The sequence below is a fragment of the Phenylobacterium sp. genome, assembly GCF_035539035.1.
Classification (GTDB): domain Bacteria; phylum Pseudomonadota; class Alphaproteobacteria; order Caulobacterales; family Caulobacteraceae; genus Phenylobacterium.
In genome coordinates this window covers 954,182-979,533 of record NZ_DATLJI010000016.1, presented here as the reverse complement: position 1 = coordinate 979,533, position 25,352 = coordinate 954,182, and the positions used below count along the sequence as shown (strand labels likewise).

Sequence of the window (25,352 nt, the reverse complement as noted above, 5' to 3'; positions counted from 1 at the left end):
GGATTCCGCTTGGCGAAGGAAGAGCTCGTCGAATTCGACGGCCAGATCACCGAACTCCTGCCCGAGGGCCGCTTCCGCGTGCGCCTCGAGAACGATCACGAGATCCTGGCCTACACGGCCGGCAAGATGAAGAAGAACCGCATCCGCTCCATGGTCGGCGACCGGGTGACGGTCGAGATGACCCCCTACGACATGGATCGCGGGCGGATCACCTACCGCCACAAGCCCGAGGGCGCGCGGGTGGGCTCGGGCGCGCCGCGTCCGCAGTACCGCCGGCGCTGACGGCCGGAAGGCGCGGGGCATGGCGGACCTGACCGAGGCGGAGGTGCGCTGCCTGCGCAACCTCGCCCAGAAGCAGGCGGGCTCCGTGACCGCCTTCCTCAACATCGGCGACGCCCAGCGGCTGACGGAGCTCGGCTTCGCCAGCCGCAGCCGCCAGGGCTGGGACATCACCCCGGAAGGCTCGGCCTACCTGGCGCGCCTCGACCCGGGGCCGACCTCAGGCGGCGGCGGCGGGGACGTCGTCCCCTTCTAGGCCTCGCGGCGCCGCTGCTGGACCACCGGCGGGACCCAGCCGGGCTCCAGGGCCTTGGCCGGGTGCGAGCCGGTGACCTGGCCCATGAATGGCGCCCAGATGTCGTAGCCCAGGAGCTGCTTCAGCCGGGGCGACATCGCCGCCAGCTGCTCGCGCGGGATTCCCAGATAGAAGTTCTCCTGCGTCCGCGCCCACGGCTCGCAGTACTGGTTGGTGAAGGCCAGCCTCGGCCGCGCGCTGCGGTTCGCCCCGCCCCGGTGCAGCAGGGTCCCGGCGAACACCACAGCCGCCCCCGAGGGGATCACCATCGGCGTCACCAGCCCTTCCAGCTCGTCGCGCCGCGCCTCGATGTCGGCCTGGGTCCACAGATGGCTGCCGGGGACGATCTCGGTGCCGCCGTTCTCCGCGGTGAAGTCGTCCACCGCGACTATGACGGTGTAGCTGATCGCCGGCCGCGGCCGCGGAACACGGTAGAAGCCATCGTCCACATGGATGTCCTGCGCCGTCTCGCCCGGATGGATGCAGATCGCCTGGCTGGCGGTGAGCAGGAAGCCCGGCTGCAGGAACCGGCCGAGCAGCGCCATCAGCCGCGGCTCCTCGGTCAGGTCCTCGAACACCCTGCCGCGCGCCACGAGCGTGTAGACCCGCTCGGTGCGGAAGCCCTCGAAGTCGTTGCGGCCGTGGTGGCTGCCGAGGTAGGGCGCGAGGGCCTCGCGCACGGCCGCCACGGTGGCGGCGTCAAGGAACTCCTCGATGACGGTGTAGCCCTGCGCGGCGATCCGCTCTGCATGCGCGCCCGCGTCGAAACTCTGGGTGGCGACATCCATGGCCGAATTCCTCCCGGTTCCTTCTACCCTGGTCGCCGCCGCGGAAGCCAACGGTTGCACGGCGCCGCCAGCGGCGCTGAAAGGCCTGCCAGAAGCGCTCGGCTTGCCTCGGGCCGGGACGAGGGGGATGGTTCGCCGAGAACGGAGGACGCCCCATGGCCCAGCCCCTGAAGATCCGCCGCCTGGCCGGCGCCCTCGGCGCGGAAATCTCCGGCGTCGATCTCTCCCAGGACCTGCCCGACGAGACCATCGCCGCCATCCGCCGGGCCTTGGTCGAGCACCAAGTGATCTTCTTCCGCGACCAGGATCTGACGCCCGCCCGCCAGACAGCCTTCGGCGCCCGCTTCGGCCCGCTGAACATCCACCCCTATGTGGCCGGCATGGCCGATCACCCGGAGGTCATGGAGATCGTCAAGGAGCCGGAGGACCGGATCAACTTCGGCGGCGGCTGGCACTCCGACATGAGCTTCCTGCAGACGCCGGCGATCGGCTCGATTCTCTACGCCGTCCAGGTGCCGGAGTTCGGCGGCGACACCCTGTTCGCCAGCCAGGCGGCCGCCTACGACGCCTTGTCGCCGGGCCTGAAGGCGACGCTCGAGACCCTGAGCGCCGTCCATTCGGCCAGCCGCGAATACTCGGCCCAGGGCCACTCCGCCCAGAAGCGCAAGGGCATGAGCGTGGCCGAGGCCGATGGCTACGTGGGCGAGTACGTCCACCCGGTGGTGCTCACCCATCCCGAGACGGGCCGCAAGGCGCTCTATGTGAACCCCGCCTTCACGCTCAGGATCGATGGCTGGAAGACCTCGGAGTCCAAGGCCCTCCTCGACTACCTGTTCAACCACTGCCGCTACGAGGGCTTCACCTGCCGCTTCACCTGGGCGGCGGGCTCGGTGGCCTTCTGGGACAACCGCTCGGTCTGGCACTTCGCCCTGAACGACTATCCCGGCCAGCGCCGCCACATGCGCCGTGTCACCGTCGATCCCTGGCCGGCCATGGCCGAGCAGGCGCGCGAGGTGGAGCTGGCCCGGGCGGGCTAGAGGATGAAGTCGCTGCCGATCATGGTGTAGCTGCCCACCAGCGAGACCGTCATGTCGCTTTGCCGGTCGCCATCCACGTCGAACTCGAGCACCGTGAACACGCCGCCGGGCTCGGCCCCGTTGGCATCAAAGCGGTAGTAGCTGATCTCGCCGGCGCGGCCGGTGAAGGAGCCGTCGCCGAGGAAGCGGAAGGCCTGGTCGCCCGCGACGTTGTGGTTCGCGTCGATGGCCGAGACGTCGATCTTGTCGCTGTAGTGGGTGAAGTCGTAGATGTTGTCGACGGCCTCGCCGCCGGCGACGTCGTCGATGGTGACCGAGTTGAACTGGAACCGGTCGTCGCCCGCGCCGCCATAGAGCTGATCGGGACCCGCGCCGCCGACCAGGGTGTCGCGGCCTGCGCCGCCCCGCAGCAGGTCCTGACCCCCGTCGCCGAACAGCTTGTCGTTGCCGTCCCCGCCGTTCAGCGTGTCGTGCCCGGCGCCGCCGTTCATGACGTCGGCGCCGGCCCAGCCGTCGGCCTTGTCGTTGCCGTCCCTCATATAAAACGTGTCGTTGTTGCTGGTGCCGTGGACGTCGTCCGCGCCGTTGGTGCCGTCGATCCGAGCCATGTCCGCCCTCTGCTCTGCAGGTTCTGGAGGGCTCAACTTCTACCGGTGACGCTTCGTTCCACAGTCGATTGTGGCGTAAATTAGGTATTCGCGCCGCGATCCTGACACGAAGACCTACGCGTTGTTCAAAACGATCTGCGGGCGCTTGTTCGGCGAGGCTGTCGTGTCCGGGCGGGTGTTCAGACCTCGGGCGCGGCGAGCCAGGCCAGCGCCCCCTTCGCCGCCGCGACGCCGCTCGCGAAGCTCGCCTGCAGCAGGTAGCCGCCGGTCGGCGCCTCCCAGTCCAGCATCTCCCCGGCCGCGAACACGCCCGGGTGGGATTTCAGCATCAGCTGGTCGTCGACCGCCTCCAGCTTCAGCCCGCCGGCCGTGGAGATCGCCCGGGCGATCGGCTGCACGCCGGTCAGCCGCAGCGGCGCGGCCTTGATCAGCCGGGCGAGCGCCGCGGGCTCCGCCGGCAGGTCCTTGCCGGCCGTCTCGCGCAGCAGGTTCACCTCCAGCGGCGACAGATTCAGCGCCTTGCGCAGCTGGTTGGCCAGGCTCTCGCCCTTGCGCGGCCGCAGCAGATTCTGGGTGAGCCTGCCGACCGTCTGATCGGGCCGCAGGTCCACCGTCACCACCGCGGCGCCGTGGGCCTCGATGGCGTCGCGGATCGGGGCGGAGAGCGCGTAGACCGCGCCCCCCTCCAGCCCGTAGCGGGTGACCACCCCGTCGCCCCGCGCGACCTGGCCCTCGAAGTCGAGGCCCACGTTCTTCAGCGGCTGGCCCTCGAAGCGGTCGCGGAAGATCGGGCTCCAGGCCACGTCGAAGCCGACGTTCGACGGCCGGAACGGCGTCACCGCCCCCTCGAACCGCCCGGCCCAGGCGCCGTCGGAGCCCAGCCTTGGCCAGCTTGCCCCGCCCAGCGCCAGGACGGTGGCGTCCGCCCTGACCGTCGTCTCCCCGTCGGGCGTGCGGAACCGCAGGGCGCCGCCGGCGTCCCAGCCCAGCCATTCCCACCGGGTGCGAAGACCCACGCCCAACGCGGCCAGCCGGCCGAGCCAGGCGCGCAGCAGCGGCGAGGCCTTCAGCGCCCGGGGGAACACCCGCCCCGACGAGCCCACGAAGGTCGGCTGGTCCAGCCCCTCGGCCCAGGCGGTCAGGGCCGAAGGCGGGAAGGCTTCGATCATCGGGCGCAGCCGGGCCGCGGCCGCGCCATAGCGCCGGACGAAGGCTTCGAAGTCCTCCGAATGGGTCAGGTTCAACCCGCCGCGGCCGGCCATCAGCAGCTTGCGGCTCGCCGACGGCATCTTCTCGTAGACCGTGACACGGCAGCCTGCCTGCGCGAGCACCTCGGCCGCCATCAGCCCCGCGGGCCCCGCGCCGATGACCGCGACGCTGTTCATCGCCGCCCCGCCGCCGCCGCGACCGCATGGGGCAGGGCGGCGGCCAGCAACTCCACGCGGCGCCGCTGGGTGTCGCCCGCAAGGAAACCGACTGGCGCGTCCGGGTCCACGCCGGCCACCTCGTTCGTTCCGTCGGCCCTCAGCCTGAGGCAGTCAGGCATGGTGACCTGTGCGCCGCTGTTCCTGAGCCTGACCGGCCCCGCCGAGGTCATGTGCCCGCAGCCGGCTCCGCCGGTGTGAGCGCCGACGATCACCGCGGCGCCGGCGTCCTGCAACATGGCGGCGAACAGCTCGCTGGACGAGCCGGACCCCTCGTCCACCAGCACCAGCAGCGGCCCGCGCCAGACCGGCTCCACAGCCGGGAACCGTGCCTGGGGCGCGGCCACGCTGACCCAGTCCGGCCGCGGGGCGCCGGGACCGGGCAGGGGACCCTCGTAGACCGGCTCCATGACGATCGCCGTGCAGGCGATCGGCTCGCCGCGCCAGAGCGGGCCGCGGTCGCAGGGGACGCGCGCCTCCGCCTGGGCGGCCTGCAGCGCGGCGGCGAAGCGCGCCAGCGCCGACCGCTCGGCCCCGCGGCTGCGGCGCAGACCCGTCTCCGCCTCCGCCAGCCGGTCGGCGAGCTCCTTCGCGGTGGCCTCGGCGCGGATCAGCCCCGCCGGCGGCCGGCGCACCGGCCTGTCGGTCACCAGCTTCGCCAGCACCACCGAGCTGTCGTCTCCGCCGCCGTTGCCGGCCACGTCCACCAGCAGCACGTCCGGCCGCTCGGCGGCGACGGCCTCCAGCTGCTCGCGGAGGCCCTGCACGAAGGCTCCCTCGGCGAGCGTCTGCAACCGCGCGCGGCAGGCGTCGTCGCACGGGCTCTGCGGCGTCAGCCGCGCCTGCGCGATCAGCCGGTCGCAGAGCGCCGGCAGGCCCTGGTAGCTGAACAGCGGAACCTGCAGCACGCCCACCCGGCGACCCGCGCTCTCCACGACACCTGCCGTGAACAGGGCGTCGGCGGCGCCCACCCTGCGGAAGCCCGGAAGCTGAGGCGCGATCCCCGGCGTGTCCGGATCGAAGTAGTCGAGCCGTTCACAGAGCGCGGGTTCGGCCGGAGCCTGCCCCTGGGACGCCGCAGGGCGGGGCCAGCGCAGCTCCAGGTGACCGTCGCGGAAGCCTTCCACGAACCGGTCCAGCGCCCGGCGCGCCTCATAGTCGTTGCGCGCCCGGCCGAGCCGCGCCCTGGCCCGGCTGTAGGCGGCAGGTAGGTCCATCCCCCGCGCCGCCGCCCATTCCAGGTTCGGGTAGCGCGCTGTCATGGCGTCGCGGAGCTGGTCCAGATCCGCCACCCACGGCGCCGGATCGAAGGTCGCCGGCTGGGCCGCGGCCGCCGTCCCGCCACTCAGGAGCAGGGCCGCGGCGATCAGGGCCCCCCGCAGGCGCACCTGGCCTAGACCCCCGCCATGGCCAGTACGGCCGCGAGGCCCACCGCCTGGCCGCGCACCGACTGGGTCTTCTCCACGTCGATCCATTCGTCCACGGCGTGCGCCCGGCCGCCCGTGCCGCCGGAGCCGATGGTCACTGCCGGGATGCCCAGGCTGATGGGCATGTTGGAATCCGTGGAGCTGGCGCCCAGGATCGGCGTGTAGCCGGCCGCCTTCACCGCCGCGGTGGTCGCCCGCACGATCTCTGCGTCCTCGCGGGTGGCGCCCGTCGGCCGGTCGCCGATCAGCTTCACGTCCGCGCTGACCTCGCCGAAGCGGGTGTTGCGGGCCTTGTTCTCGGCCGCGACGGCGCCCTTCACAATCTCCAGGAAGCGGGCGTCGAGCTTGGCCAGCTCCTCCTTGCTCTCCGAGCGCATGTCCACCTCCAGCCAGATGGCGTCGGGGATGGAGTTCACGCTCGTGCCGCCGCCCACCACGCTGGTCGCATAGGTGGTCTTCGGCTTGGCGGGCGTGGTGATCTTGTTCATCTCGACCACGGTGGTCCCCATGGCGGCCATAGGGTTCACGACCCCATAGGCCCCGTAGCTGTGGCCGCCCGGCCCCTTGAAGGTCACGCGGTAGCGCCGAGAGCCGACGGCGCCGTAGGTCACCCGCTCGGCCGAGGTCCCGTCCATGGAGAAGAAGGCCCTGATGCGGTCCTTGTACTTGCCCTTGGTGAAGAGGTGGCGGACCCCGCGCAAGTCGCCCGGGCCCTCCTCGCCGACGTTGCCGACGAACAGGATGTCGCTCTTTGTCCTGATCTTCGCCGCGTCCAGCGCGCGGACATAGGCCAGCAGCACGGCCAGCGAGTGGGTGTCGTCGCCGACGCCCGGGGCGTGCAGCTTGGTCCCGTCGCGCCGCACCTTGATCGGCGTGCCTTCGGGGAAGACGGTGTCCAGGTGCGCGGCCAGCACGACCACCTTGCCGCCGGCCGGGCCCGTGCCGCGGCGCAGGCCCATGACATTGCCCTCCGCGTCCATCTCCACGTCCGTCAGGCCGTGCGCCTTCAGCATCTCCATGTAGGCCTTGGCGCGCGCCTCCTCCTTGAAGGGCGGGGCGGGAATCTCCGTCAGCGCGATAGTGTCGGCCACCGTCTGGTCGTGGGTCCGGTCGAGCGTCGCCACGGCCGCCTTGAAGGGCGCGCTGGCGACCAGCCGCTGGACGGTCTGCTCGGGCCCGCCACGCCCCTGCGCCACCGCGCCGCTGGAGAAGGTCAGGGCGAGGACGGCGGCGGCGAGCACGGGACGCGGCGCGGAGAACATCGGTCGGGAATCCTTGGCTGGAAGCGGACGTATTTGAGCCGATCTGCGCGCGCGGGACCAGCGGGCAGGGGGAAGTCCTTGCGCATTACCGGAATTTAACGGCGAGAGCCTTGCGCGCGGCTTGCGGCCTTGCGCCCCGGACCCTTAAGCCTTCCGGTCACAAACGTAACATTGGGGGGACGCTCATGCTGAGCCGTCGAAATCTCCTGCTCTCCGCCGGCGCCACCGTCGCGCTCGCGGGCTGCGCCACCGCCTCGCCGGGCGTCGTCACCGCGCCGCCGCCACCGACCCCGGCCGCCCCGCCGCCGCCCACGCCGCAGGCGCAGCTCTCCGCCTACATGGACCAGGTGTTCCGCGAGGCGCTGGACGACAGCCCGCAGTTCGTCACCAGCCTCGGCCTCGACAAGGACGACCGCGCCGCCGCCAAGGCCCGCCTGGACGACGCCTCGCTTGCCGACCTCGCCCGCGACAAGGCGCTCACCGCCGACCAGCTCCGCCGCCTGAAGGCCATCCCGCGTGAGCCGCTCACCGGCATGGCGGCGGTCAACTACGACACCCTGCTGGCCACCCTCGAGGTCACCGACGAGGGCAACCGCAAGTTCCAGTACGGCTACCAGGGCGCGGGCCAGCCCTACGTGCTCTCCCAGCTCACCGGCGCCTACCAGAGCGTCCCCGACTTCCTGGGCACCCAGCACACCATCGAGACCAAGGCTGACGCCGACGCCTACCTGTCGCGCCTCGACGCCTTCGCCACCCAGATGGACCAGGAGCTGGAGCGCGCCCGCCACGACGTAGGCCTGGGCGTGATCCCGCCGGACTTCGTGGTCGAGCGCTCGCTCACCCAGATGGCCGGCCTGGTGGGCCCGGCCGATCGCTCGCCGCTGGTCACCTCGGTCGCCACCCGGGCGAAGGAGAAGGGGATCGCTGGCGACTACGCCGGCCAGGCCAGCCTGATCTACCGCGACAAGGTCGTCCCGGCCCTGCAGCGCCAGATCGCCTTCATGAAGGAGATCCAGCCGCGCGCCGTGCACGACGCCGGCGCCTGGCGCCTGCCCGACGGCGAGGCCTATTACGACGTGGCGCTGCGCGGCTCGACGACGACCACCCTGTCGCCGGACGAAATCCACCAGATCGGCCTCGACCAGGCCCGCGAGCTCTCGGCCCGCGCCGACGTCCTGCTGAAGAAGGCCGGCTACAGCCGCGGCACGGTCGGCCAGCGGATCCAGGCGCTCTACAGGGACAAGAAGTACCACTACCCCAACACCGACGCCGGCAAGGAGAAGCTGCTCGCCGACCTGAACGCCCAGGTGAAGGTGATGAGCGCCCGGCTGCCGCAGATGTTTGCGACGCTCCCCAAGGCGCCGGTGGAGGTCCGCCGGGTGCCGAAGTTCATCGAGGCCGGCGCGCCGGGCGGCTACTACAACCAGCCCACCCTCGATGGCTCGCGGCCGGGGATCTACTGGATCAACCTGCGCGACACGGCCGAGAACCCCACCTGGACCCTGCCCACCCTGACCTACCACGAGGCGGTGCCGGGCCATCACATGCAGCTCGCCCTGCAGCAGGAGGCGGACCTGCCGATGATCCGCCGGGCGATGTTCTTCTCCTCCTACGGCGAGGGTTGGGCGCTCTATGCCGAGCAGCTCGCCCAGGAGATGGGCGTCTATGCGGACGACCCGCTGGCGGAGGTGGGCTACCTGCAGTCGTCGCTGTTCCGCTCGGCCCGCCTGGTGGTCGACACCGGCCTGCACTTCAAGCGCTGGAGCCGCGAGAAGGCCATCGACACCATGACCTCGATCGACGGCTCGCCCCGCAGCGCCGCCACCACCGAGATCGAGCGCTACTGCGTGTGGCCCGGCCAGGCCTGCAGCTACATGGTGGGCAAGCTCACCTGGGTCCGGCTGCGGGACAAGGCGAAGGCCGCCCTCGGCCCGCGCTTCGACCTGCGCCAGTTCCATGACGCCGGCCTGCTCGCCGGCGCCATGCCGCTGACGGTGCTGGAGGCCCGCATCGACCAGTACATCGCCTCCGCACGGGCTTGATCGAGGGAATGAAGATGAACGCCATCGACCGCCGCGCCTTCCTGCTCACCACCGGCGCGGCGGCGCTGGCGGGACCCGCGCTCGCGCAGGGCTCGGCCGAGGACGCCAAGCTCCGCGCCCTCCTCGACGCCATGTACGAGGAGAACCTGGCGGCCTCGCCCGAGGCGGTCACGCGCCTGGGTCTCGACAAGGGCGCCCGCGCCGCCGCCAAGTCGCAGCTCGACGGGGAATCGCTGAAGGACCTCGCCGAGGACCGCGCCCGCAACGCCGGCCAGCTCCGCCGCCTGGAGCAGATCGAAGGCGGCAAGCTCTCGCCGCGCAGCCGCTCGGACTGGGAGACCGTCCTCTTCACCGCCCGCACCAACGCCGAGGGCGCGAAGTTCGACTACGGCGACGCCTTCGGCCAGCAGCCCTACGTCCTCTCCCAGCTCACCGGGGCCTACCAGGACAAGCCGGACTTCCTGGGCACCCAGCATTCCATCGAGACCAAGGCCGACGCCGACGCCTACCTGTCGCGCCTGGAGGCCTTCGCCACCGTGATGGACGAGGAGGTGGAGCGCGTCCGCCGCGACGTGGCCGAAGGCGTCGTCCCGCCCGACTTCATCCTCGACAAGACGCTCACCCAGATGCGCGGGCTGAAGACCGCGCCGGGCGAGGCGCCGCTCGTCCGCTCCGTGGCCGACCGGGCAAAGGCCAACGGCGTGGCGGGCGACTACGAGGCCCAGGCCTCGGCCATCTACAGCCAGAAGGTCATCCCGGCCCTCGACCGCCAGATCGCGCTGATGGAGAGCCTGCGGCCGCGGGCCGTGCACGACGCCGGCTGCTGGCGGCTGCCGAACGGCGAGGCCTATTACCGCCACGCGCTGAAGAACATGACCACCACGACGCTCAGCGCGGACGAGGTCCATGCGCTCGGCCTGGAGACCGCCAAGTCGCTGTCGGCCCGCGCCGACGTCCTGCTCAAGGGCCAGGGCTATACGAAGGGCACGGTGGGCGAGCGGATCGCCGCCCTCTTCAAGGACGACAAGTACCACTACCCCAACACCGACGAGGCCAAGGAGCGGCTGATCGCCGACCTCAACAAGTACGTGGAGGGCATCCGGCCGAAGCTGCCGCAGTACTTCGGCCAGCTCCCGCAGGCCGCCGTCGAGGTCCGCCGGGTGCCGAAGTTCATCGAGGCCGGCGCGCCCGGCGGCTACTACAACCGCCCCGCGCTCGACGGCTCCCGGCCCGGCATCTACTGGATCAACCTCAGGGATTCCGCCGAGAACCCCACCTGGACCCTGAAGACGCTCACCTATCACGAGAGCATCCCGGGCCATCACCTGCAGCGCACCCTGCAGCAGGAGGGCGACGCGCCCATGCTCCGTCGCACCGCCGGCTTCTCCGCCTTCGCCGAGGGCTGGGCCCTCTACACCGAGGAGCTGGCGAAGGAGATGGGCATGTACGAGGGCGATCCGCTGGGCGAGATCGGCATGCTGCAGGCGGCCCTGTTCCGCGCCGCGCGCCTGGTGGTCGACACCGGCCTGCACGCCAAGCGCTGGAGCCGCGAGAAGGCCATCGAGACCATGGTCTCCATCGACGGCAGCCCGGTCTCCTCCGCCACCACCGAGATCGAGCGCTACTGCGTGCGGCCGGGCCAGGCCTGCAGCTACATGGTCGGCAAGCTCACCTGGCTGCGCCTGCGCCAGAAGGCCAAGGACGCGCTCGGCCCGCGCTTCGACATCCGCAAGTTCCATGACGCCGTCCTGCTCGGCGGCGCCATGCCGCTCACCGTGCTGGAGGGCGTCGTCGACCGTCACATCGCGGCCCAGCGGGCCTAGGGGGAAACCAGAGAATGAACGCCATCGACCGCCGCAGCTTCCTGGCCACCTCGGCCGGGGCCGTCCTCGTCGCCGCCACACCGGCGCTGGCTCAGGGCTCCGAGGACGCCAGGCTCCGCGCCCAGCTCGACCGCATGTTCGAGACCCTCGTCGACGACAGTCCCGAGTTCGCCACCATGCTGGGCATGGACAAGGGGCCTCGCGCGGGGCTCAAGGCCAGGCTCGACGACAATTCCACCGCCGCCAAGCAGCGCCGCCTGGAGCGCTCGCGCGGCTGGGTGCGGGACCTGCGCGCCATCGACCGCACGAAGCTCTCGCCGGCCTCCAAGGTCGACCTCGACGTGGTCCTCTACCAGCAGGAGCGGACCGTCGCGGCCGGCGACAAGTACAAGTTCGGCTCCGTCGGCGGGAACTTCAGCCCCTATGTCGTGAGCCAGCGCACCGGGTCCTACCAGGACATCCCGGACTTCATGGACAGCCAGCACCGGGTGGAGACCGCGGCCGACGCCGAGGCCTGGCTCTCGCGCCTCTCCGCCTTCGCCGTGCAGATGGACCAGGACCTCGCCCGCCAGCGCGAGGACATGGCCATGGGCGTGGTGCCGCCCGACTTCGCCTGCGACCTCGCCGTCGGCCAGATGAAGGCCCTGCGCGACCAGCCGGCGGCGCGGACCATCATGGTCACCTCGCTCGCCAAGAAGGCGACCGAGGCCAAGCTCGGCGGCGACTGGGCGGCCCGCGCCGAGAAGATCGTCACGGCCGAGGTGTTCCCGGCGCTCGACCGCCAGATCGCCGGTATGCAGGCGGCCCGGGCCAAGGCGAAGCCCGACGCCGGCGTCTGGGCCCTGCCGGACGGCGCGGCCTACTACGCGGATGCGGTGAAGGCCTCGACCACCACCAACTACACGCCCGACCAGGTCCACCAGATGGGCCTCGACCAGGTGGCCGAGATCAGCGCCCGGATCGACACCATCCTGAAGGGGCAGGGGATGACGAAGGGCACGGTCGCCCAGCGCCTCATCGCCCTGAACGACGACCCCAAGCAGCGCTACCCGAACACCGACGAGGGCCGCGCCCAGGTGATCGCCGACCTCAACAAGCAGGTGGCCGACATCTACCGCCAGCTGCCCAGCGCCTTCGCGACGCTTCCCAAGGCGCCGGTGGAGGTCCGTCGGGTGCCGGCGTTCATCCAGGACGGCGCGGCCAACGGCTACTACCAGCCCGCCGCTCTGGACGGCTCGCGGCCGGCGGCCTTCTACATCAACCTCAAGGATACGGGGGACTGGCCCCGGTACAACCTGCCGACGCTGACCTACCACGAGACCTCGCCGGGCCATCACCTGCAGATCGCACTGTCCCAGGAGTCCACCGGCATGCCGATGCTGCGCCGGGCGGGCTTCGGCTTCTCGGCCTTCTCGGAGGGCTGGGGCCTCTACGCCGAGCAGCTCGCCGACGAGATGGGCGCCTACCGCAGCGATCCGCTGGGCCAGGCGGGCTACCTGCAGTCCCTGCTGTTCCGCGCCGCCCGCCTCGTGGTCGACACCGGCATCCACCACAAGCGGTGGACCCGCGAACAGGCCACCCAGTACATGGTCGACACCATCGGCAACACGCGCTCGCGCTCCCAGCGCGAGGTGGAGCGCTACTTCACCTCGCCGGGCCAGGCCTGCAGCTACAAGGTCGGCCACACCATGTGGGTGAAGGTCCGCGAGGACGCCCGCGCCAAGCTCGGCCGGAAGTTCGACCTGAAGGCCTTCCACGATGCCACCCTGCTGTCCGGCTCCATGCCGCTGACCGTGCTGGAGCGCCACGTGCAGGAGTGGGTCGCCAGCCGGGCGTAAGGGGCCTCAGAACCAGCCCGCGGCCTTGAGGGCCGCGGCGTTGGACCGGCTGACCGGGACCACCAGCCCGGACTTCAGCCGCGCCTCGCCGCGGCCGCGCAGCCACTTCACCTCGTCGATGGCGTCGGCCGCCACCCACCAGGAGCGGTGGGTGCGGAAGCCGGGCGCCTGGGCGAGTTCGGAGAGCGCGTCGCCGAACCGGGCGGTGATCAGCTCCTCGCCGGCGTCGGTGTGGACGCGCAGGTAGTGGTCCTCGGCCTCCACGGCGATCAGGGCCGCCTCGCGCCGCTTGGCCGACAGCCGTCGGCGGAAAGCGGCGAGGGGATCCCCGGGCGCCTCCGGCGACGCCTCGGCGCTCACTGTCTGGGCCCAGGCGAGCTGGCGGAAGGTCATGGTGGCGAAGCTCAGGATGAACACCTGGAACCAGGGCTCGGCGATGTTCTCCGGTCCGAGGCGCATCTGGCTCAGGACGTGGTTGGTGAAGCCCACCAGGACGGTGACGAACGGGGTCATCAGCACGCTGGCCAGCCCGACCCGCAGCCAGAAGTGGCCCACCCTGCGCCGCAGGGGCTCGTCGATGGCGGTGCCGATCAGGCCGCCGCCGACCATGCAGATGAACCAGTAGACGAACCGCTCCGCGAGCGGCTGCTGCGAAGAGCCGAACGGGCCGAGGAAGGCCATCACCACGCCGATCGCCACATAGAGCGCGACGTCGGCGGCGAGCCGGCGGGTCCAGGGCGGCAGGGCGGGGTTCGGCATCCGTCTTCCCGGCGGCGAGTCGTTCGCGCCGATCCTGCCACGACTTGCGAAATGCCCGCATCCGTTGGCGCAGCCCAGGCGCCGTTCGCGGGTTCGCCCCTCGACGCCCCGCGGCGACCCCGGCGATGCAGGCGGCGTCCACATCGGAGCCGTCCATGACCCGTCCACTGTCGATCGCCGCCTGGAGCCTCGCCGCCTTCCTGAGCGTCGGTGTCGCCGTCTTCTCCTACCGGTATGTGCCGCAGGTCGGCCTCCTGTCCGAGAACGTGATGGCCAATCTGTTCGCCCGGCCTTGGCTCGCCGTGCATGCGGCGGGCGCGGCCACCGCCCTGCTGGTCGGACCCTTCCAGTTCCTGCCGGCCGTCCGCCGCCGCCTGCCGCGCCTCCACCGCTGGCTGGGCCGGGTCTACGCCACGAGCTGCATCGTGGGCGGCGCGGCGGGCTTCGGCCTGGCCTTCGGCACGACCGCCGGCCCCGTGGCGGGCCTCGGCTTCGCGCTCCTGGGGCCGCTGTGGATCTACGTCACCGCCCAGGGCTGGATGACCGCGCGGGCCCGCCGCTTCGACGAGCACCGGCGCTGGATGATCCGCTCCTTCGCGCTGACCTTCGCGGCCGTCACCCTGCGCCTCTACCTTCCGATCGGCATGATGGCCGGCCTCGACTTCGAGCAGGTCTATGTGGCGACCGCCTGGATCTCCTGGATCCCGAACCTGCTGGTCGCCGAGCTCTATCTGCGCCGCGGCGCGCTGCGCCTGCAGCCCGCCTGATCGCGGACTGCTGACATGCCCTGGCAGCAGGATGGGTGTTGAATGCCCGAATTCCGCCGAAGGAGGCTCCCATGTCCGATCTCGTCTTCTACACCCACCCCATGTCCCGCGGTCGCATCATCCGCTGGATGCTGGAGGAGGTGGGCCAGCCCTACGAGACCGTGCTGGTCGAATGGGGCAGGAACGATCCCGCCTTCCTGGCCGTGAACCCGATGGGCAAGGTGCCGGCCGTGAAGCACGGCGACGCCGTGGTCACCGAATGCGGCGCGGTCTGCGCCTATCTCGCCGACGCCTTCCCGCAGGCCGGCCTCGCGCCGGCGCACGGCAGCAAGGAGCGCGCGCCCTACTACCGCTGGCTGTTCTTCGCCGCCGGCCCCATCGAGCAGGCCGCCGGCCTGGCCGCGATGGCCGTCCAGCCCTCTGCCGAACAGGAGGCGATGCTCGGCTTCGGCAGCATGGCCCGCGTGCTGAACGCCATGGAGGGCTATCTGAAGGACCGCGAGTTCGTGGCCGGGGACCGGTTCAGCGCCGCGGACCTCTACCTCGCCTCGCACCTGGCCTGGGGCATGCAGTTCGGCACGATCGAGAAGCGGCCGGCTTTCGAGGCCTATGCGGCGCGCCACACCGCCCGACCGGCGGCGATCCGCGCGGCCGAGATCGACGACGGGATCATCGCCCAGCAGCAGAAGCAGCCCGAGCCGGCTGAATGAGGTCCCACCGGGTCCCGTAGAGGTCCTCGAACACCGCGACGGTCCCGTAGGGCTCCCGTCGCGGTTCCTCGAGGAACCGCACGCCGGCCGCGGCCATGCGCGCATGGTCGCGGTCGAAGTCGTCGGTCTCCAGGAACAGGAACACCCGCCCGCCGGCCTGGTCGCCGATGCGGGCGGCCTGCTCGCCCAGGGCGCGGGCCAGCAGGAGGCCGCCGTCCGACCCCGGCGGCCGCACCACCACCCAGCGCTTGCCTGCGCCCATGTCGGTGTCCTCGACCAGCTCGAAGCCGGCCTTCCCGACATAGAACCCGAGCGCCTCGTCGTAGTCCGCGACGAGCAGGGCGGTGAGGGCGAGGCGCTGGGTCATCCGGCGCCTGTAGCAGCCGCGCCTCCCCCGCGCGAGCGGGAGAGGACGGCGTGCTCCGCCCCTAGGCCGGCGCCGTATGCCGGGCCTGCTGGCTCGCCTCCTCGGCCAGGCGGCCGGTCAGCTCGCTCATGTGGTCGAAGTCGGCCTCGAAGGCGCCGAGCCCCTGGGTCAGGCCCCGCAGCTCGGCGATCAGGTGCTGGCGCTCGCTCTGCGGCAGGTAGGCGTCGATCCGCTCCCAGCCGCGCCAGTCCTCCCGTGGCGCGAGCCCCAGGATCTGGCCGCGTCGGGCGGTGAGCGCCGAGGTCACGTTCGACGCGCTCGGCGAGGGCGAATAGACCGTCAGTTTCTCGATGGGCTCCAGCAGGATCGAGCCGCAGGCCTTCAGCCCCTCCTCGATGGCCATGCGCCCGGCGATCCGAAACGCCATTTCCGAGGAGTCCACGCTGTGGGTCTGGCCGTCGGTGAGGGTCACCTCCAGGTCGGTCACCGGGAAGCCCAGCGGCCCCTTCTCCAGCCCGTCGCGGACCCCCTGCTCGACGGCCGGGACCCACTGCCTGGGCACCGCGCCGCCGACCACCTTGGACTGGAAAACGAAGCCGGAGCCGCGGGGCAGGGGCCGGATCTCGATGGTCACGTCGGCGAACTGGCCGTGGCCGCCCGACTGCTTCTTGTGCCTCGCCCGGTGCGTCGCGCCGCGCTGGATGGTCTCGCGGTAGGGGGTCTTGGGGTCCTGGGTGTCGATCTCGACGCCGAAGCGCCGCTTGAGCCGTTCCAGGGCCAGCCGCACATGGCCCTCGCCCTGGCCCGCCAGCAGCACCTGCCGGGCCTCCGGATCGTGGGTGAGCGTGAGGCCCGGGTCCTCCTCGATGAGCTTGGAGAGCGCCCCGGACAGCCGGACGTCGTCCTTGCGGTTGCGGGCCGAGAGGGCCACGGCGAACAGCGGCCGGCGCGGCCGGACCGCGTTCTGCAGCTGCTGCGGCTGGCCGGTGAGCGACAGGATCTGGCCGGCGGCGGCCTGCTCCACCTTGCCGATCGCCGCCACCTCGCCGGGCGGGGCCGAGGCGATCTTCTTGAGCTGCCCGCCCTGCACGGCGAACAGGCCGCCGGCCCGGCAGCGCTCGCCCGTAGGCAGCACCAGCTCGGCCCCGTCGTCCAGCTTGGCGCCGAACGCCCGGGCGTAGGCCAGCTTGCCGGACTGGCCGGCGTAGGCCGCCTTCAGCACATAGGCCCCCTTGGTGACGCCCAGCCGCTCGGCCGCCCGGTCGGGCAGGGGCGCCTCGTGGCGGAGGGCCTTCAGAAGCCGGCGGACGCCGAACCCGTTGGCCGCCGAGCCGAAGAACACCGGCACGATCAGGCCGTCGTTCATCTCCCGCACCAGGTCGGAGAACACCGCGTCGCGGCTCGGGGTCACGTCGGAGAGGAGCTGTTCGAGGAGCTCGTCGTCGAAGTCGGCGATCTGCTCCAGCATGTGGAAGCGGGCGTCGGCCTCGGCGTCTCGTAGGTCGCCGGGGATGTCCACCTGCTCCGACGGCTGGCCGGGCCGGTAGACGAAGGCGCGCTCGAGGGCCAGGTCGATGTAGCCCGTGACGTGCTCGCCTTCCCAGGTGGGGATCTGGCGCGCCACCAGGGGCGCGGAGCTCACCGGCGCCAGGGCGTCCAGCAGCTCCTGCAGCGAGCCCCTGGCCTGGTCCATCTTGTTGATGAAGACGGCGTGCGGCACGCCCAGCCGCTCCAACTCGCGCAGGGTGGGCTGCAGGAGCTGGGCCTTGTTGGGGTCGGGCTCGGCGACCACGATCGCCAGGTCCACCGCCGGCAGGGCCGCGTCCACGTCGGCGCAGAACTCCAGCGAACCCGGGCAGTCGACCACGGCGTAGCGGTCGCCCATGAACTCGAAGCCGGCGAGGTTCAGCTCCACCGAATGGCCGCGGGCGCGGGCCTCGGGGCTGGAGTCGCCCACCATCTCGCCGCCGCCGCCGGCCCGCGCGTGCACCGCGCCGGTCGCCAGGAGCAGGGCCTCGAGCAGGGTGGTCTTGCCGGCGCTTGTGGGGCCCACGAGCGCGAGCGCCCGAACGGACCCCTGTGTCTGGATTGGCATTTGGTCGCTCCCATCACCTCAGGCGCCGAGGGACGGGGACGCCTCCAGGGCGCGGTGGCGGACGGTTCGTACGACCAGTGGGAGCTGGCCTACGCCGCCCTTGGGAGAACCCTAGGCCGGGAAATCTCGCGCGGCTAGCGGCGCATCGAGGGGCGGAGCGCCACTTGACCGTCTTGTGATGCCGGCTCCTCTCGCCGGGGCGGCGACCAGACCGGCTCGTCGGTGGCCCGGCCGTAGAGCCAGCCCTGGGCGAAATCGACGCCCGCGTCGCGCACCGCCGCCTCGGCCTCGTCGGTCTCCACCATCTCCGCCAGGGTGCGGATGCCCAGCTCCTTGCACATGGAGACCAGGTGCTTGACGAAGGTGGCCTCGCGGCCGCCCTGCTGCAGGTCGCGGATGTAGCGGCCGTCGATCTTCAGCACGTCCAGCTTGAGCTGCTGCAGGTAGGCGAGCGAGGCCGCGCCGGCCCCGAAGTCGTCCAGGCAGATTTCGCAGCCCTCGTTGCGCAGCGCCGTCAGATGGCGGTCGGCGAGCTTCAGGTCGTCCAGGGCCGAGCTCTCGGTGAGTTCGAACATCAGCCGGCCGCGGGCCTTGGGGTGGCCATGGATCAGCTCGCAGGCCCGCTCGATGAAGTCGCTGCTGGCGATCGTGCGGCCCGAGACATTGACGGCCAGCTTCAGGCCCGGCCGCTTCGACAGCACTTCCAGCGACCGCTCGAGGATGGCGACGTCCAGGGCCTCGATGAGGTCCATCTCCTCGGCCATGCGGATCATCGGGAAGGGGCTGCCCTGGTCGCCGAAGCGCACCAGGGTCTCGTAGTGATGCAGACCGCCGGTGCCGAGCGAGATCACCGGCTGGAAGACCAGCTTGAACTCCTTGTTGCGGATCGCCTGGCCGAGCGCGCCCACCTCGTCGAGGGTGCGCTCCAGGGAGAGGCTCAGCGCCTCCGAGAGGTTGGTCGGCGTGGCCGCCCCGGGCCCCTCGCGCAGGAAGCTGTCCAGGCAGTAGCGCAGGGCGCGCACCGCCTGCCGGTCGCCGTCGCCCTGCAGGGGGATGGCCTCGGCGGTGGGCTTGATCGGCTGCGGCGTGGCGGCCTGGACGAGCTTGGTGACCCGCTGGACCAGGGCGCCCATGGCCTCGCCGCGGGCGCGAACCAGGGCGAACCGCTCGTCGCCCAGGGCCGTGGCGGCCGCGCCGCCGTAGGCCTCGGCGCGTAGGGCGCCGGTCAGGCGGCGGTCGAGGGCTGCCCGGTCGGCGGGCGAGGCCTTCTGGCGGGCGGCCTCCAGGCCCGCCATGTCCAGCATGGCCAGCTCCAGCTCCGTCCCGCCGGACTTGGCGGTCTTGAGGAGCTGCAGGGCCATCTCCTCGAAGGCTTCGCGGTCGTGCAGCTCGCCGGCCTTGGGCGCGCTCTCGGCGGCGGCGGCGGACAGCACGCAGGAGACCGCCCCGCCGTTGCCGGGCAGCCGCAGGGCGGCCAGAGACACGGCGCGTTCCTTGCCGTCCTTCGGCTTGGCCAGCCGGGCGATCACGGGACCCGCGCGGGTCCCGTCCTCCAGCCCGTCGAACAGGGCGTCCAGCATCGGCAGGTCGTCGGGGCTGACGAAGTCGGACCAGGCCTTGCCCTTCAGCTCGCCCTCGGCCGCGCCGGAGACGATCTCGCTGGCCCCAATCGCGAGCGCGATACGTCCGTCGGTCCCGACCTCGACGAGGAGGTCGGCGTTCGCGAAGGCGAAGCCGAGCAGCCGGGACGCGCCGAGGGACAAACAGGCTCTCCAGGGACCCAATTGGACCGTGACCCTAGCGCCCGCCGATTAACCCTCGGTTTCCGCGCATGAAATGGAGGGGCGCCGCCGTGGGCGGGGAGCTGGGGCGGCGCCCCTCCGTCTCCGCGCCGGAGTGAGGCGGCGGGAGAATGGGATCTCGTGGACCGTCAGGCGCTCAGCGCCGCCTCGTCCTCCTGCACGCCGCGGCGGCGGTGCCGGAGCTTGCGCCGGCGCTCGGCCAGCACGGTGAACAGGCGCTCGCGCTGGTGCTCGGCGGCCGCGAGGATGCGGGTGTTCTGGATCTCCAGGTCCTGGCCGGCCTCGTTCGCGAGCCGCTCCATGCCCTGCGGATCCACCTTCCAGAGCAGGTCGATCAGGTCGGAAACCAGCAGCTCCAGCGTGGCCACCCGCGCGACCAGGTCGCGCCGGCTGCTGGCTATGTCCTCGCTCATGAGCCCCTCGGCCAAGCTTGCTGATGATTAGCAGGCTAGGTCTCACGTCTTAAAGTTTAGATATCGCAACCAGGGGTCTATGCTTAACCGGCTGTGAAAATTCCGTCGCGGGACGGCCCCAGGTTGGCGACACTGCCGACTCTCCGGGGAACCTGCCCATGCTCACCGTCCTTTTCGCCGCCGCCGCGATCGCCGCCGCCTGTGACCTGGAGCGTCCGTCGGGAGAGGCCGGATGCACGCGCGAGGCGGTCGACGCCCTGCCGATGAACGCCATCCAGGCGGTGGGCACCCACAATTCCTACAAGCTCCCCATCGCGGACAAGGAGATGGCGCTGCTGCGGTCCGCCAACCCGAAGCAGGCCGATGCGCTCGACTACGCCCACCGCCCGCTGGCCGAGCAGCTCGACGACGGCGCCCGCCAGCTCGAGATCGACCTGGCCTACGACCCCAAGGGGGGCCTCTACGCCGACCCGGTGTTCCGCCGGCTGGTGAAGGACACCACGCCCTATGACCTCGCCCCGCTCCGCGGCCCTGGCCTCAAGGTGCTGCACGCCCAGGACGTGGACTACCGCTCGGTCTGCCCGCTGTTCGCCGACTGCCTGCGGCAGGTCCGCGCCTGGTCGCAGGCCCACCCCGACCACGCGCCGCTGCTGATCCTGCTGAACCTCAAGGAAGGGGCGGTCGGCATCCCCGGCGGCGTCACCGCGCCGGCGTTCGACGCGGCCGGCATGGACGCCATCGACGCGGAGATCCGGGCGGTCTTTCCCGACACGGCCCTGATCACGCCGGACCGGGTGCAGGGCCGACACCCGAGCCTGAAGGCCGCCGCGGCCGCCGGCGCCTGGCCGAAGCTGGGCGAGGCCCGCGGCAAGGTGATGTTCGCCTGCGACTGCCCGCCCGCGCAGGTCGCCCTCTACCGCGGCGGCCGCAAGGTGCTGGAGGGCCGCGTGGCCTTCGTGAACATCGAGGAAACCTCGCCCGCCGCCGGCTACATCACCCTCAACGAGCCGGCCGAGCAGCAGGCCCGCATCGCCGCGGCGGTGAAGGCCGGGCTGATCGTGCGCACCCGCGCCGACGCCGACACCGCCGAGGCCCGCACGGGCGACCGCACCCGCCAGGCCGCGGCCTTCGCCTCGGGCGCCCAGTACGTCTCCACCGACTACATGCGGCCCGACCCCCGCTTCCCCGCCTATGAGGCGAGGCTGCCGGGCGCCGTGACGGTGCGGCTCTCGCCGGTCCAGCCAGGCCGCTAGGCGCCTAGCGGAACGGCGCCTCCAGAGGCGCGGGCTCGGCGACCGCCGCCGGAGGCGTCGGCTCGGGGGCGGCGACCTCAGGCTCGGCCGTGGCCGGCGCCGGCTCCGCTGCGGCCGTATCCACCGCCGCCTGGGCGGCGGGCGCCGCCGCCTGCTCGACCTTGTCCTTCTTCTTCTTGCCGCCGCCGAACACCTTCTTCAGCACGCCGGCCGTGCCGCGGCCGATCTTGCCGCCGACGAAGCCGGCCGCCGCGCTGCCCAGCGGTCCGCCGGCGGCGCCTGCGGCGCTGCCCAGCACGCCGCCCACGGACCCGCCGGCCGTCTTGGCGGGGTCGAGCTTCTTCTTGTCCTTCGAGGTCTCCGCCGGCTGGGGCGGAGGCGGCGGGGCCGGGTCGCCCGGCTGCGGCCCGGCGGGCGGTGCAGCCTCGGGCGCCGCCGCCTGGGCCGACGCCTCGTCGGCCAGGGTGTCTTCGGGGAGCGGGGCCGCCGCGTCAGGCGGCGGAACGGGCTGGTCGACCGTCTGGGCCCAGCCCGTCGCCGGCAGGGACAGGGCCCCGGCCAGGGTCACGATCAGCGTTCGGCGCATCGGGTCCTCCAAGGCGTTTCCGCCCCTCGTGTGGGGGTCCGAACGCCTCGCCGACGCGCTGGTTCAGCATAGGTCGGGCGCGCGCGGCCTTGTGGAGGCCGTCGCCTTCGCCCGGAGAAGGGGGCCCGCGCGCTGCGCGGGCCCGCCCTGCGTCAGGTCAGCCCGTGACGCGCAGGTTGGTCGCCGACGTCTTGCCGGACCGGCGGTCCTGCTCGAGGTCGTAGGAGACCGTCTGGCCTTCGTTCAGGCCGCGGAGACCCGCCTGCTCGACCGCCGAGATGTGGACGAACACGTCCTGGCCGCCGTCGTTGGGCTGGATGAAGCCGAAGCCCTTGGTCGGGTTGAACCACTTCACCGTGCCGTCGCCGGAGCCGGCGATCTGGCCGGGCGAGCGCCCGCCGCCGCCACCGGCGCCGCCGCCGAAGCCGCCGCCACGGGGCGCACGGTCGAAGCCGCCGCCGCCGCCGCGCGGGCCGCCGCCGAAGCCGCCGCCGCCGCTGCGGGCCACCGGGGCGCCTTGGCCCGTGACCACCAGCTGACCGGCGGACAGCTTGCCCGACCGGCGGTCCTGTTCCAGTTCGAACTGGACCTGGTCGCCTTCATTGAGGCCGCGCAGGCCCGCCTGTTCGACCGCCGAGATGTGGACGAAGACGTCGCTGCCGCCGTCGTCCGGTTGAATAAAACCAAAGCCCTTAGCGGTGTTGAACCACTTGACCGTGCCCGTCGCCATTCGCGTGACCTAACCGAGATAGAAGTCTTCCGCCGCCCAACCGGCGACGCCCGGCCACCGATTGTGGCGAGCCGTGGAAGCTATGTAACGGCGGAATAGCCCTCACGCCAGCCGCACGGTGACAGAAGAGCGCAATCAGCCTATCAGCCCAGGCCCCTCATTTGCGCCAACCTCCGAAGACCATTCGTGAAAAGCATCTGCATCTATTGCGGCTCGGCCGCCGGTTCCGATCCCGCTTTCCTCCAGGAGGCGGTCCGCGCGGGCACGCTGATCGCCCAGCAGGGTTTGACGCTGGTCTACGGCGGGGGCCGCGTGGGGCTGATGGGGGCGGTGGCCGACGCGGCGCTGGCCGCCGGCGGGGCCGTGGTGGGCGTGATGCCCGCCGACCTGGTCAGCCAGGAGATCGCCCACACCGGCCTCTCCGAGCTGCACGTCGTCAACTCGATGCACGAGCGCAAGTGGAAGATGGCCGAGCTCTCCGACGGCTTCCTCTGCCTGCCGGGCGGGCCGGGGACCTTCGAGGAGATCTTCGAGCAGTGGACCTGGGCGCTGCTCGGCTTCCACGCCAAGCCCTGCGGCTTCGTCAACGTGAACGGCTACTACGACCTGCTGCGCCAGACGATCCAGCAGATGGCCGACAAGGGCTTCTCCACCCAGCCCTACGTGGACATGCTGGTCTACGCCGACGACACGGCCGAGGCCCTGGAGAAGTTCCGGGCCTACGTCCCCCCGCCGCCGAAGTGGAACCGCGCGCCGGTGGAGCCGCGGTACTAGCCGTCGGTCCCGGGCTCGGCGGGGGTCCGGTCCCGCCCGCGGCGCAGGCGCGCGAACACCAGATAGCCGACCAGGGCGGCCATCGGTCCCATCAGCATCAGGATCGAGACGGGCTCGGCCATGCCTACTGACCGCCGGAGAGCGGATTGGCGGCCCGGGCCGCCTGCCGGCCGTGGAGCCGCTCGCGCTCCTGCCGCAGCCGGTCGGTCTCCGCGGAGAGGTCGGCGACGTCGGAGGTGAGCTGGGCGACCCGCAGCTTCAGGTAGGCGTTCTCCCGCTCGAGGTCCTCGCGGGTGCGCGCGCCGTGCGGGACGTCGTCCATCACAGCCACAGCACGATGGCGACGACCGCCACGATCAGCGCCAAGCCGGCCCAGAGCGGCACATTGCGCGGCGAAAGGAACGGGGTCTTCGGGAGTTCGGTCATGGGGCCCTCCGGCCGGATCGGTTTCAGGAGCCCGGCCGTGCGGCCCGGTGGGCGATGGGCGTGTCTCCGGGCGAGGCGAGCACGCTCGCCGTCCCGCCCGCCGCCTCGAACGAGCGGGCGGCGGAGCAGGCGCTGCGCAGGGCCTCGCCCCGGGTCAGGTAGTCACCGTGGAATACGTCGTCGCGGGTGACCTCCCAGACGCCCGTGCGACGGCGCAGGCGGAAGGTGCAGGACCGGCCTGCGTCGCGCAGGATATGGCTCGACGTCACGGCCGCTGGCCGGGACGGGCGAGGGAGAAGATCGCGGGAAGCACGAGCGCGGCCGCGACGCAGAGGGCGGAGCCGACGAAGAGGAGGGACATTGCTGTCCTTGAAGGGGCGCCGCGCCGGAATTGCTCGACCGCTTGAGTGGCGGCGCACGCCCGGCGGCGCACGGATCACATATGGGGTCTCGGCCCTCCAATAGCCAGCGCTACTGGCCGCCCCTCCCGGAAGCGATGCGCCCACAGGCCATCTGGCGTGTTATTCTGGCAGGCAACGAGGAGCCCCCGCATGAAAGTGAAGCTCAGCGACGACGACCGCGACAAGCTCGCCCTGCACACCGCCTTCGCCGTCCACCAGATCGCCCGCTGGATGGCCGGCCGCAGCGACGTGCCGCCCGAGATCCGCGACCGCCTGCGCGGCCACATCTCGGCCATCGAGGGCGTGCTGGTCACCACCGGCCACGACTGGATCAAGGACGAGATCGAGGCCACGGAAGCCGCCCTCAACGGCTGAGGCGCCTACCGCACATAGCTCGCGCCGTTGATGTCGATGACGGCGCCGGTCATCGACGCCGGCGCCTCGAGCGCCAGCCAGGCCGCCGCGCCGCCCACCTCCTCGGCCGTGGCCACCCGGCCTAGCGGGATGTCGGCCAGCAGCTTGTCGCCGCCGCGGCTCGCCAGGTAGTCCTCGGCCATGCCAGTCATGGTGAAGCCCGGGCAGACCGCGAACGCCAGGATGCGCTCGGCCGCATAGCCGCGGGCGATCGACTTGGTCATGCCCACCATGCCGGCCTTCGACGCCGCATAGTGCCAATGCGCCGGGCTGTCCCCGCGGTAGGCCGCGCGGCTGGCGATATTGACGATCCGGCCGCCGCCGCCCCGCTCGCGGAAGTGCAGGACCGCGCGCCGGCAGAGGTCGGCGGAGGCCTGCAGGTTGATCTGCATGGTGCGCCCCCAGCCGGCCTGCCATTCCGCCAGCGGCGCATCGACCGGCACGGGCTCGAAGACCCCGGCGTTGTTCACCAGCACGTCGATGCGGCCGTCCAGCGCTCCCAGGGCCCGGTCCCAGAGGCCGTCGGCCGCGGCGGGGTCGGAGAGGTCGGCGCCCAGCGCCCCGTCGCGGTCGCGGCTGCCGTGCCCGACCACCCGCGCGCCCCTGGCCGAGAGCGCCTCGACGATGGCCGACCCGATGCCGCGGGTGGAGCCGGTGACGAGGACGTGGGCGGGAGACGGTGCGGGGGCCTGGCTCATACGCGCGTCCTAGCGCGACGGCGGCTAGTGGGACAGCACCCACTCGGCCACATAGGCCTGGGCCTTGCGGGCCAGGTCGGGCGGGCCGGAGAAGTAGAACTCGCTGCCGAACAGGCTCTTGCGCTCCCGCCAGGTGAGCGGGCTCGTGTCCTCGGTCTGCAGGATGCGCCGCAGGGCGTCGCGGCTCTTGGTCGGCACGAAGGCGACATAGGTAGCGTCTGGCATGGCGGCTCCTCGTCCTTCACACCCCCCGGCCCCGAAGATCGCTGAGTCGCCCGCCAGGGGAAACGCTTCCGCCGGTCGAGGCCGGAATTTTCGGGAATTCAGAGCCTTG

General features: G+C 71.9%; 27 protein-coding genes and 2 pseudogenes. 11 read left to right on the top strand and 18 right to left on the bottom strand.

The genetic code is table 11. From position 1 onward, the window contains the following. Positions 1-9: 9 nt before the first annotated feature. Positions 10-225, top strand: a pseudogene (infA, locus tag VM685_RS18675) (translation initiation factor IF-1); the annotation flags it as partial. A gap of 76 nt (positions 226-301) precedes the next feature. After that, positions 302-535 carry a hypothetical protein gene (locus VM685_RS18670; RefSeq protein WP_325461683.1) on the top strand — a complete coding sequence of 78 codons (234 nt, stop codon included), beginning with the start codon at positions 302-304 and terminating at the stop codon, positions 533-535. Here VM685_RS18670 and VM685_RS18665 read toward each other — a convergent pair. After that, on the bottom strand, positions 532-1,362 hold the full coding sequence (locus VM685_RS18665) for a phytanoyl-CoA dioxygenase family protein (RefSeq protein ID WP_325461682.1): 831 nt from the start codon (positions 1,360-1,362) through the stop codon (positions 532-534). The two genes, VM685_RS18670 and VM685_RS18665, sit on opposite strands and share 4 nt — an antisense overlap. Positions 1,363-1,517: 155 nt before the next feature. On the opposite strand from VM685_RS18665, the gene VM685_RS18660 reads away from it, so the two are divergent. Continuing rightward, complete coding sequence (locus VM685_RS18660) at positions 1,518-2,399, top strand: TauD/TfdA dioxygenase family protein (protein ID WP_325461681.1); 882 nt, start codon at positions 1,518-1,520, stop codon at positions 2,397-2,399. Here VM685_RS18660 and VM685_RS18655 read toward each other — a convergent pair. From VM685_RS18655 to VM685_RS18640, 4 genes are all read right to left on the bottom strand, one after another. Then, positions 2,396-3,007 carry a calcium-binding protein gene (locus tag VM685_RS18655; RefSeq protein WP_325461680.1) on the bottom strand — a complete coding sequence of 204 codons (612 nt, stop codon included), beginning with the start codon at positions 3,005-3,007 and terminating at the stop codon, positions 2,396-2,398. The genes VM685_RS18660 and VM685_RS18655 overlap by 4 nt on opposite strands. Positions 3,008-3,186: 179 nt before the next feature. Further along, complete coding sequence (locus VM685_RS18650; protein WP_325461679.1) at positions 3,187-4,392, bottom strand: TIGR03862 family flavoprotein; 1,206 nt, start codon at positions 4,390-4,392, stop codon at positions 3,187-3,189. Then, positions 4,389-5,819: a S41 family peptidase gene (locus VM685_RS18645; protein WP_325461678.1), complete on the bottom strand. Its 1,431-nt coding sequence runs from the start codon at positions 5,817-5,819 to the stop codon at positions 4,389-4,391. The genes VM685_RS18650 and VM685_RS18645 overlap by 4 nt, the downstream gene beginning before the upstream one ends. Before the next feature lie 5 nt (positions 5,820-5,824). Further along, positions 5,825-7,120 (bottom strand): M20/M25/M40 family metallo-hydrolase, encoded by a 1,296-nt coding sequence (locus tag VM685_RS18640; RefSeq protein WP_325461677.1) that lies wholly within the window; start codon positions 7,118-7,120, stop codon positions 5,825-5,827. Positions 7,121-7,305: 185 nt separating this feature from the next. On the opposite strand from VM685_RS18640, the gene VM685_RS18635 reads away from it, so the two are divergent. Genes VM685_RS18635 through VM685_RS18625 form a run of 3 tightly spaced genes read left to right on the top strand, consistent with a single transcriptional unit; the run spans position 7,306 to position 12,823 of the window. Beyond that, positions 7,306-9,162: a DUF885 domain-containing protein gene (locus VM685_RS18635; RefSeq protein WP_325461676.1), complete on the top strand. Its 1,857-nt coding sequence runs from the start codon at positions 7,306-7,308 to the stop codon at positions 9,160-9,162. Positions 9,163-9,176: 14 nt separating this feature from the next. Next, on the top strand, positions 9,177-10,985 hold the full coding sequence (locus VM685_RS18630) for a DUF885 domain-containing protein (RefSeq protein WP_414693402.1): 1,809 nt from the start codon (positions 9,177-9,179) through the stop codon (positions 10,983-10,985). Positions 10,986-10,999: 14 nt separating this feature from the next. Beyond that, complete coding sequence (locus VM685_RS18625) at positions 11,000-12,823, top strand: DUF885 domain-containing protein (protein WP_325461674.1); 1,824 nt, start codon at positions 11,000-11,002, stop codon at positions 12,821-12,823. A 6-nt stretch (positions 12,824-12,829) separates the two neighbouring features. Here the strand turns inward: VM685_RS18625 and VM685_RS18620 are convergent, their stop codons facing one another. After that, positions 12,830-13,582 (bottom strand): LytTR family DNA-binding domain-containing protein, encoded by a 753-nt coding sequence (locus VM685_RS18620; RefSeq protein ID WP_325461673.1) that lies wholly within the window; start codon positions 13,580-13,582, stop codon positions 12,830-12,832. A gap of 155 nt (positions 13,583-13,737) precedes the next feature. Here VM685_RS18620 and VM685_RS18615 point away from each other — a divergent pair, with 155 nt between their 5' ends. Together VM685_RS18615 and VM685_RS18610 are read left to right on the top strand one after the other, a co-directional pair. Further along, positions 13,738-14,349 carry a DUF2306 domain-containing protein gene (locus tag VM685_RS18615; protein ID WP_325461672.1) on the top strand — a complete coding sequence of 204 codons (612 nt, stop codon included), beginning with the start codon at positions 13,738-13,740 and terminating at the stop codon, positions 14,347-14,349. A gap of 71 nt (positions 14,350-14,420) precedes the next feature. Further along, positions 14,421-15,059: a glutathione S-transferase family protein gene (locus VM685_RS18610; RefSeq protein ID WP_325461671.1), complete on the top strand. Its 639-nt coding sequence runs from the start codon at positions 14,421-14,423 to the stop codon at positions 15,057-15,059. On the opposite strand, the gene VM685_RS18605 is transcribed toward VM685_RS18610, so the two are convergent. The 4 genes from VM685_RS18605 to VM685_RS18590 form a co-directional block, all read right to left on the bottom strand. Beyond that, the gene (locus VM685_RS18605; protein ID WP_325461670.1) at positions 15,019-15,426 is read right to left on the bottom strand and encodes a VOC family protein; all 408 of its coding nucleotides are present in this window, start codon (positions 15,424-15,426) and stop codon (positions 15,019-15,021) included. The two genes, VM685_RS18610 and VM685_RS18605, sit on opposite strands and share 41 nt — an antisense overlap. A 61-nt stretch (positions 15,427-15,487) precedes the next feature. Beyond that, positions 15,488-17,521 (bottom strand): elongation factor G, encoded by a 2,034-nt coding sequence (locus VM685_RS18600; RefSeq protein WP_325461669.1) that lies wholly within the window; start codon positions 17,519-17,521, stop codon positions 15,488-15,490. A gap of 134 nt (positions 17,522-17,655) precedes the next feature. Beyond that, positions 17,656-19,284 carry an EAL domain-containing protein gene (locus VM685_RS18595; protein ID WP_325461668.1) on the bottom strand — a complete coding sequence of 543 codons (1,629 nt, stop codon included), beginning with the start codon at positions 19,282-19,284 and terminating at the stop codon, positions 17,656-17,658. Between the two features lie 167 nt (positions 19,285-19,451). Beyond that, a complete protein-coding gene (locus VM685_RS18590) occupies positions 19,452-19,736 on the bottom strand; it encodes a hypothetical protein (protein ID WP_325461667.1) in 285 nt (94 codons plus the stop codon). A gap of 158 nt (positions 19,737-19,894) precedes the next feature. Between VM685_RS18590 and VM685_RS18585 the strand changes: the two genes are divergently transcribed. Next, a complete protein-coding gene (locus VM685_RS18585; RefSeq protein WP_325461666.1) occupies positions 19,895-20,989 on the top strand; it encodes a phosphatidylinositol-specific phospholipase C1-like protein in 1,095 nt (364 codons plus the stop codon). A gap of 4 nt (positions 20,990-20,993) precedes the next feature. Here the strand turns inward: VM685_RS18585 and VM685_RS18580 are convergent, their stop codons facing one another. From VM685_RS18580 to VM685_RS18570, 3 genes and pseudogenes are all read right to left on the bottom strand, one after another. Then, positions 20,994-21,575, bottom strand: a complete 582-nt coding sequence (locus tag VM685_RS18580) for a hypothetical protein (RefSeq protein ID WP_325461665.1) — start codon at positions 21,573-21,575, stop codon at positions 20,994-20,996. Positions 21,576-21,732: 157 nt separating this feature from the next. Further along, complete coding sequence (locus VM685_RS18575) at positions 21,733-21,954, bottom strand: cold-shock protein (protein ID WP_325462044.1); 222 nt, start codon at positions 21,952-21,954, stop codon at positions 21,733-21,735. Positions 21,955-22,107: 153 nt separating this feature from the next. Beyond that, positions 22,108-22,305, bottom strand: a pseudogene (locus VM685_RS18570) (cold-shock protein); the annotation flags it as partial. 186 nt (positions 22,306-22,491) lie between these two features. Here VM685_RS18570 and VM685_RS18565 point away from each other — a divergent pair. After that, positions 22,492-23,079, top strand: a complete 588-nt coding sequence (locus VM685_RS18565; protein ID WP_325461664.1) for a TIGR00730 family Rossman fold protein — start codon at positions 22,492-22,494, stop codon at positions 23,077-23,079. Here the strand turns inward: VM685_RS18565 and VM685_RS18560 are convergent. From VM685_RS18560 to VM685_RS18550, 3 genes are all read right to left on the bottom strand, one after another. Then, entirely contained in the window at positions 23,076-23,201 is a 126-nt protein-coding gene (locus VM685_RS18560) for a hypothetical protein (protein ID WP_325461663.1), read from the bottom strand. The two genes, VM685_RS18565 and VM685_RS18560, sit on opposite strands and share 4 nt — an antisense overlap. A 2-nt stretch (positions 23,202-23,203) precedes the next feature. Beyond that, the gene (locus VM685_RS18555) at positions 23,204-23,401 is read right to left on the bottom strand and encodes a hypothetical protein (RefSeq protein WP_325461662.1); all 198 of its coding nucleotides are present in this window, start codon (positions 23,399-23,401) and stop codon (positions 23,204-23,206) included. A 127-nt stretch (positions 23,402-23,528) separates the two neighbouring features. Beyond that, complete coding sequence (locus VM685_RS18550; RefSeq protein WP_325461661.1) at positions 23,529-23,774, bottom strand: hypothetical protein; 246 nt, start codon at positions 23,772-23,774, stop codon at positions 23,529-23,531. Positions 23,775-24,056: 282 nt separating this feature from the next. On the opposite strand from VM685_RS18550, the gene VM685_RS18545 reads away from it, so the two are divergent. Next, complete coding sequence (locus tag VM685_RS18545; RefSeq protein WP_325461660.1) at positions 24,057-24,281, top strand: hypothetical protein; 225 nt, start codon at positions 24,057-24,059, stop codon at positions 24,279-24,281. A 5-nt stretch (positions 24,282-24,286) separates the two neighbouring features. Here the strand turns inward: VM685_RS18545 and VM685_RS18540 are convergent, their stop codons facing one another. After that, the gene (locus VM685_RS18540) at positions 24,287-25,018 is read right to left on the bottom strand and encodes an SDR family oxidoreductase (RefSeq protein ID WP_325461659.1); all 732 of its coding nucleotides are present in this window, start codon (positions 25,016-25,018) and stop codon (positions 24,287-24,289) included. 24 nt (positions 25,019-25,042) lie between these two features. Then, the gene (locus tag VM685_RS18535; protein ID WP_325461658.1) at positions 25,043-25,243 is read right to left on the bottom strand and encodes a hypothetical protein; all 201 of its coding nucleotides are present in this window, start codon (positions 25,241-25,243) and stop codon (positions 25,043-25,045) included. Between the last annotated feature and the right edge of the window lie 109 nt (positions 25,244-25,352).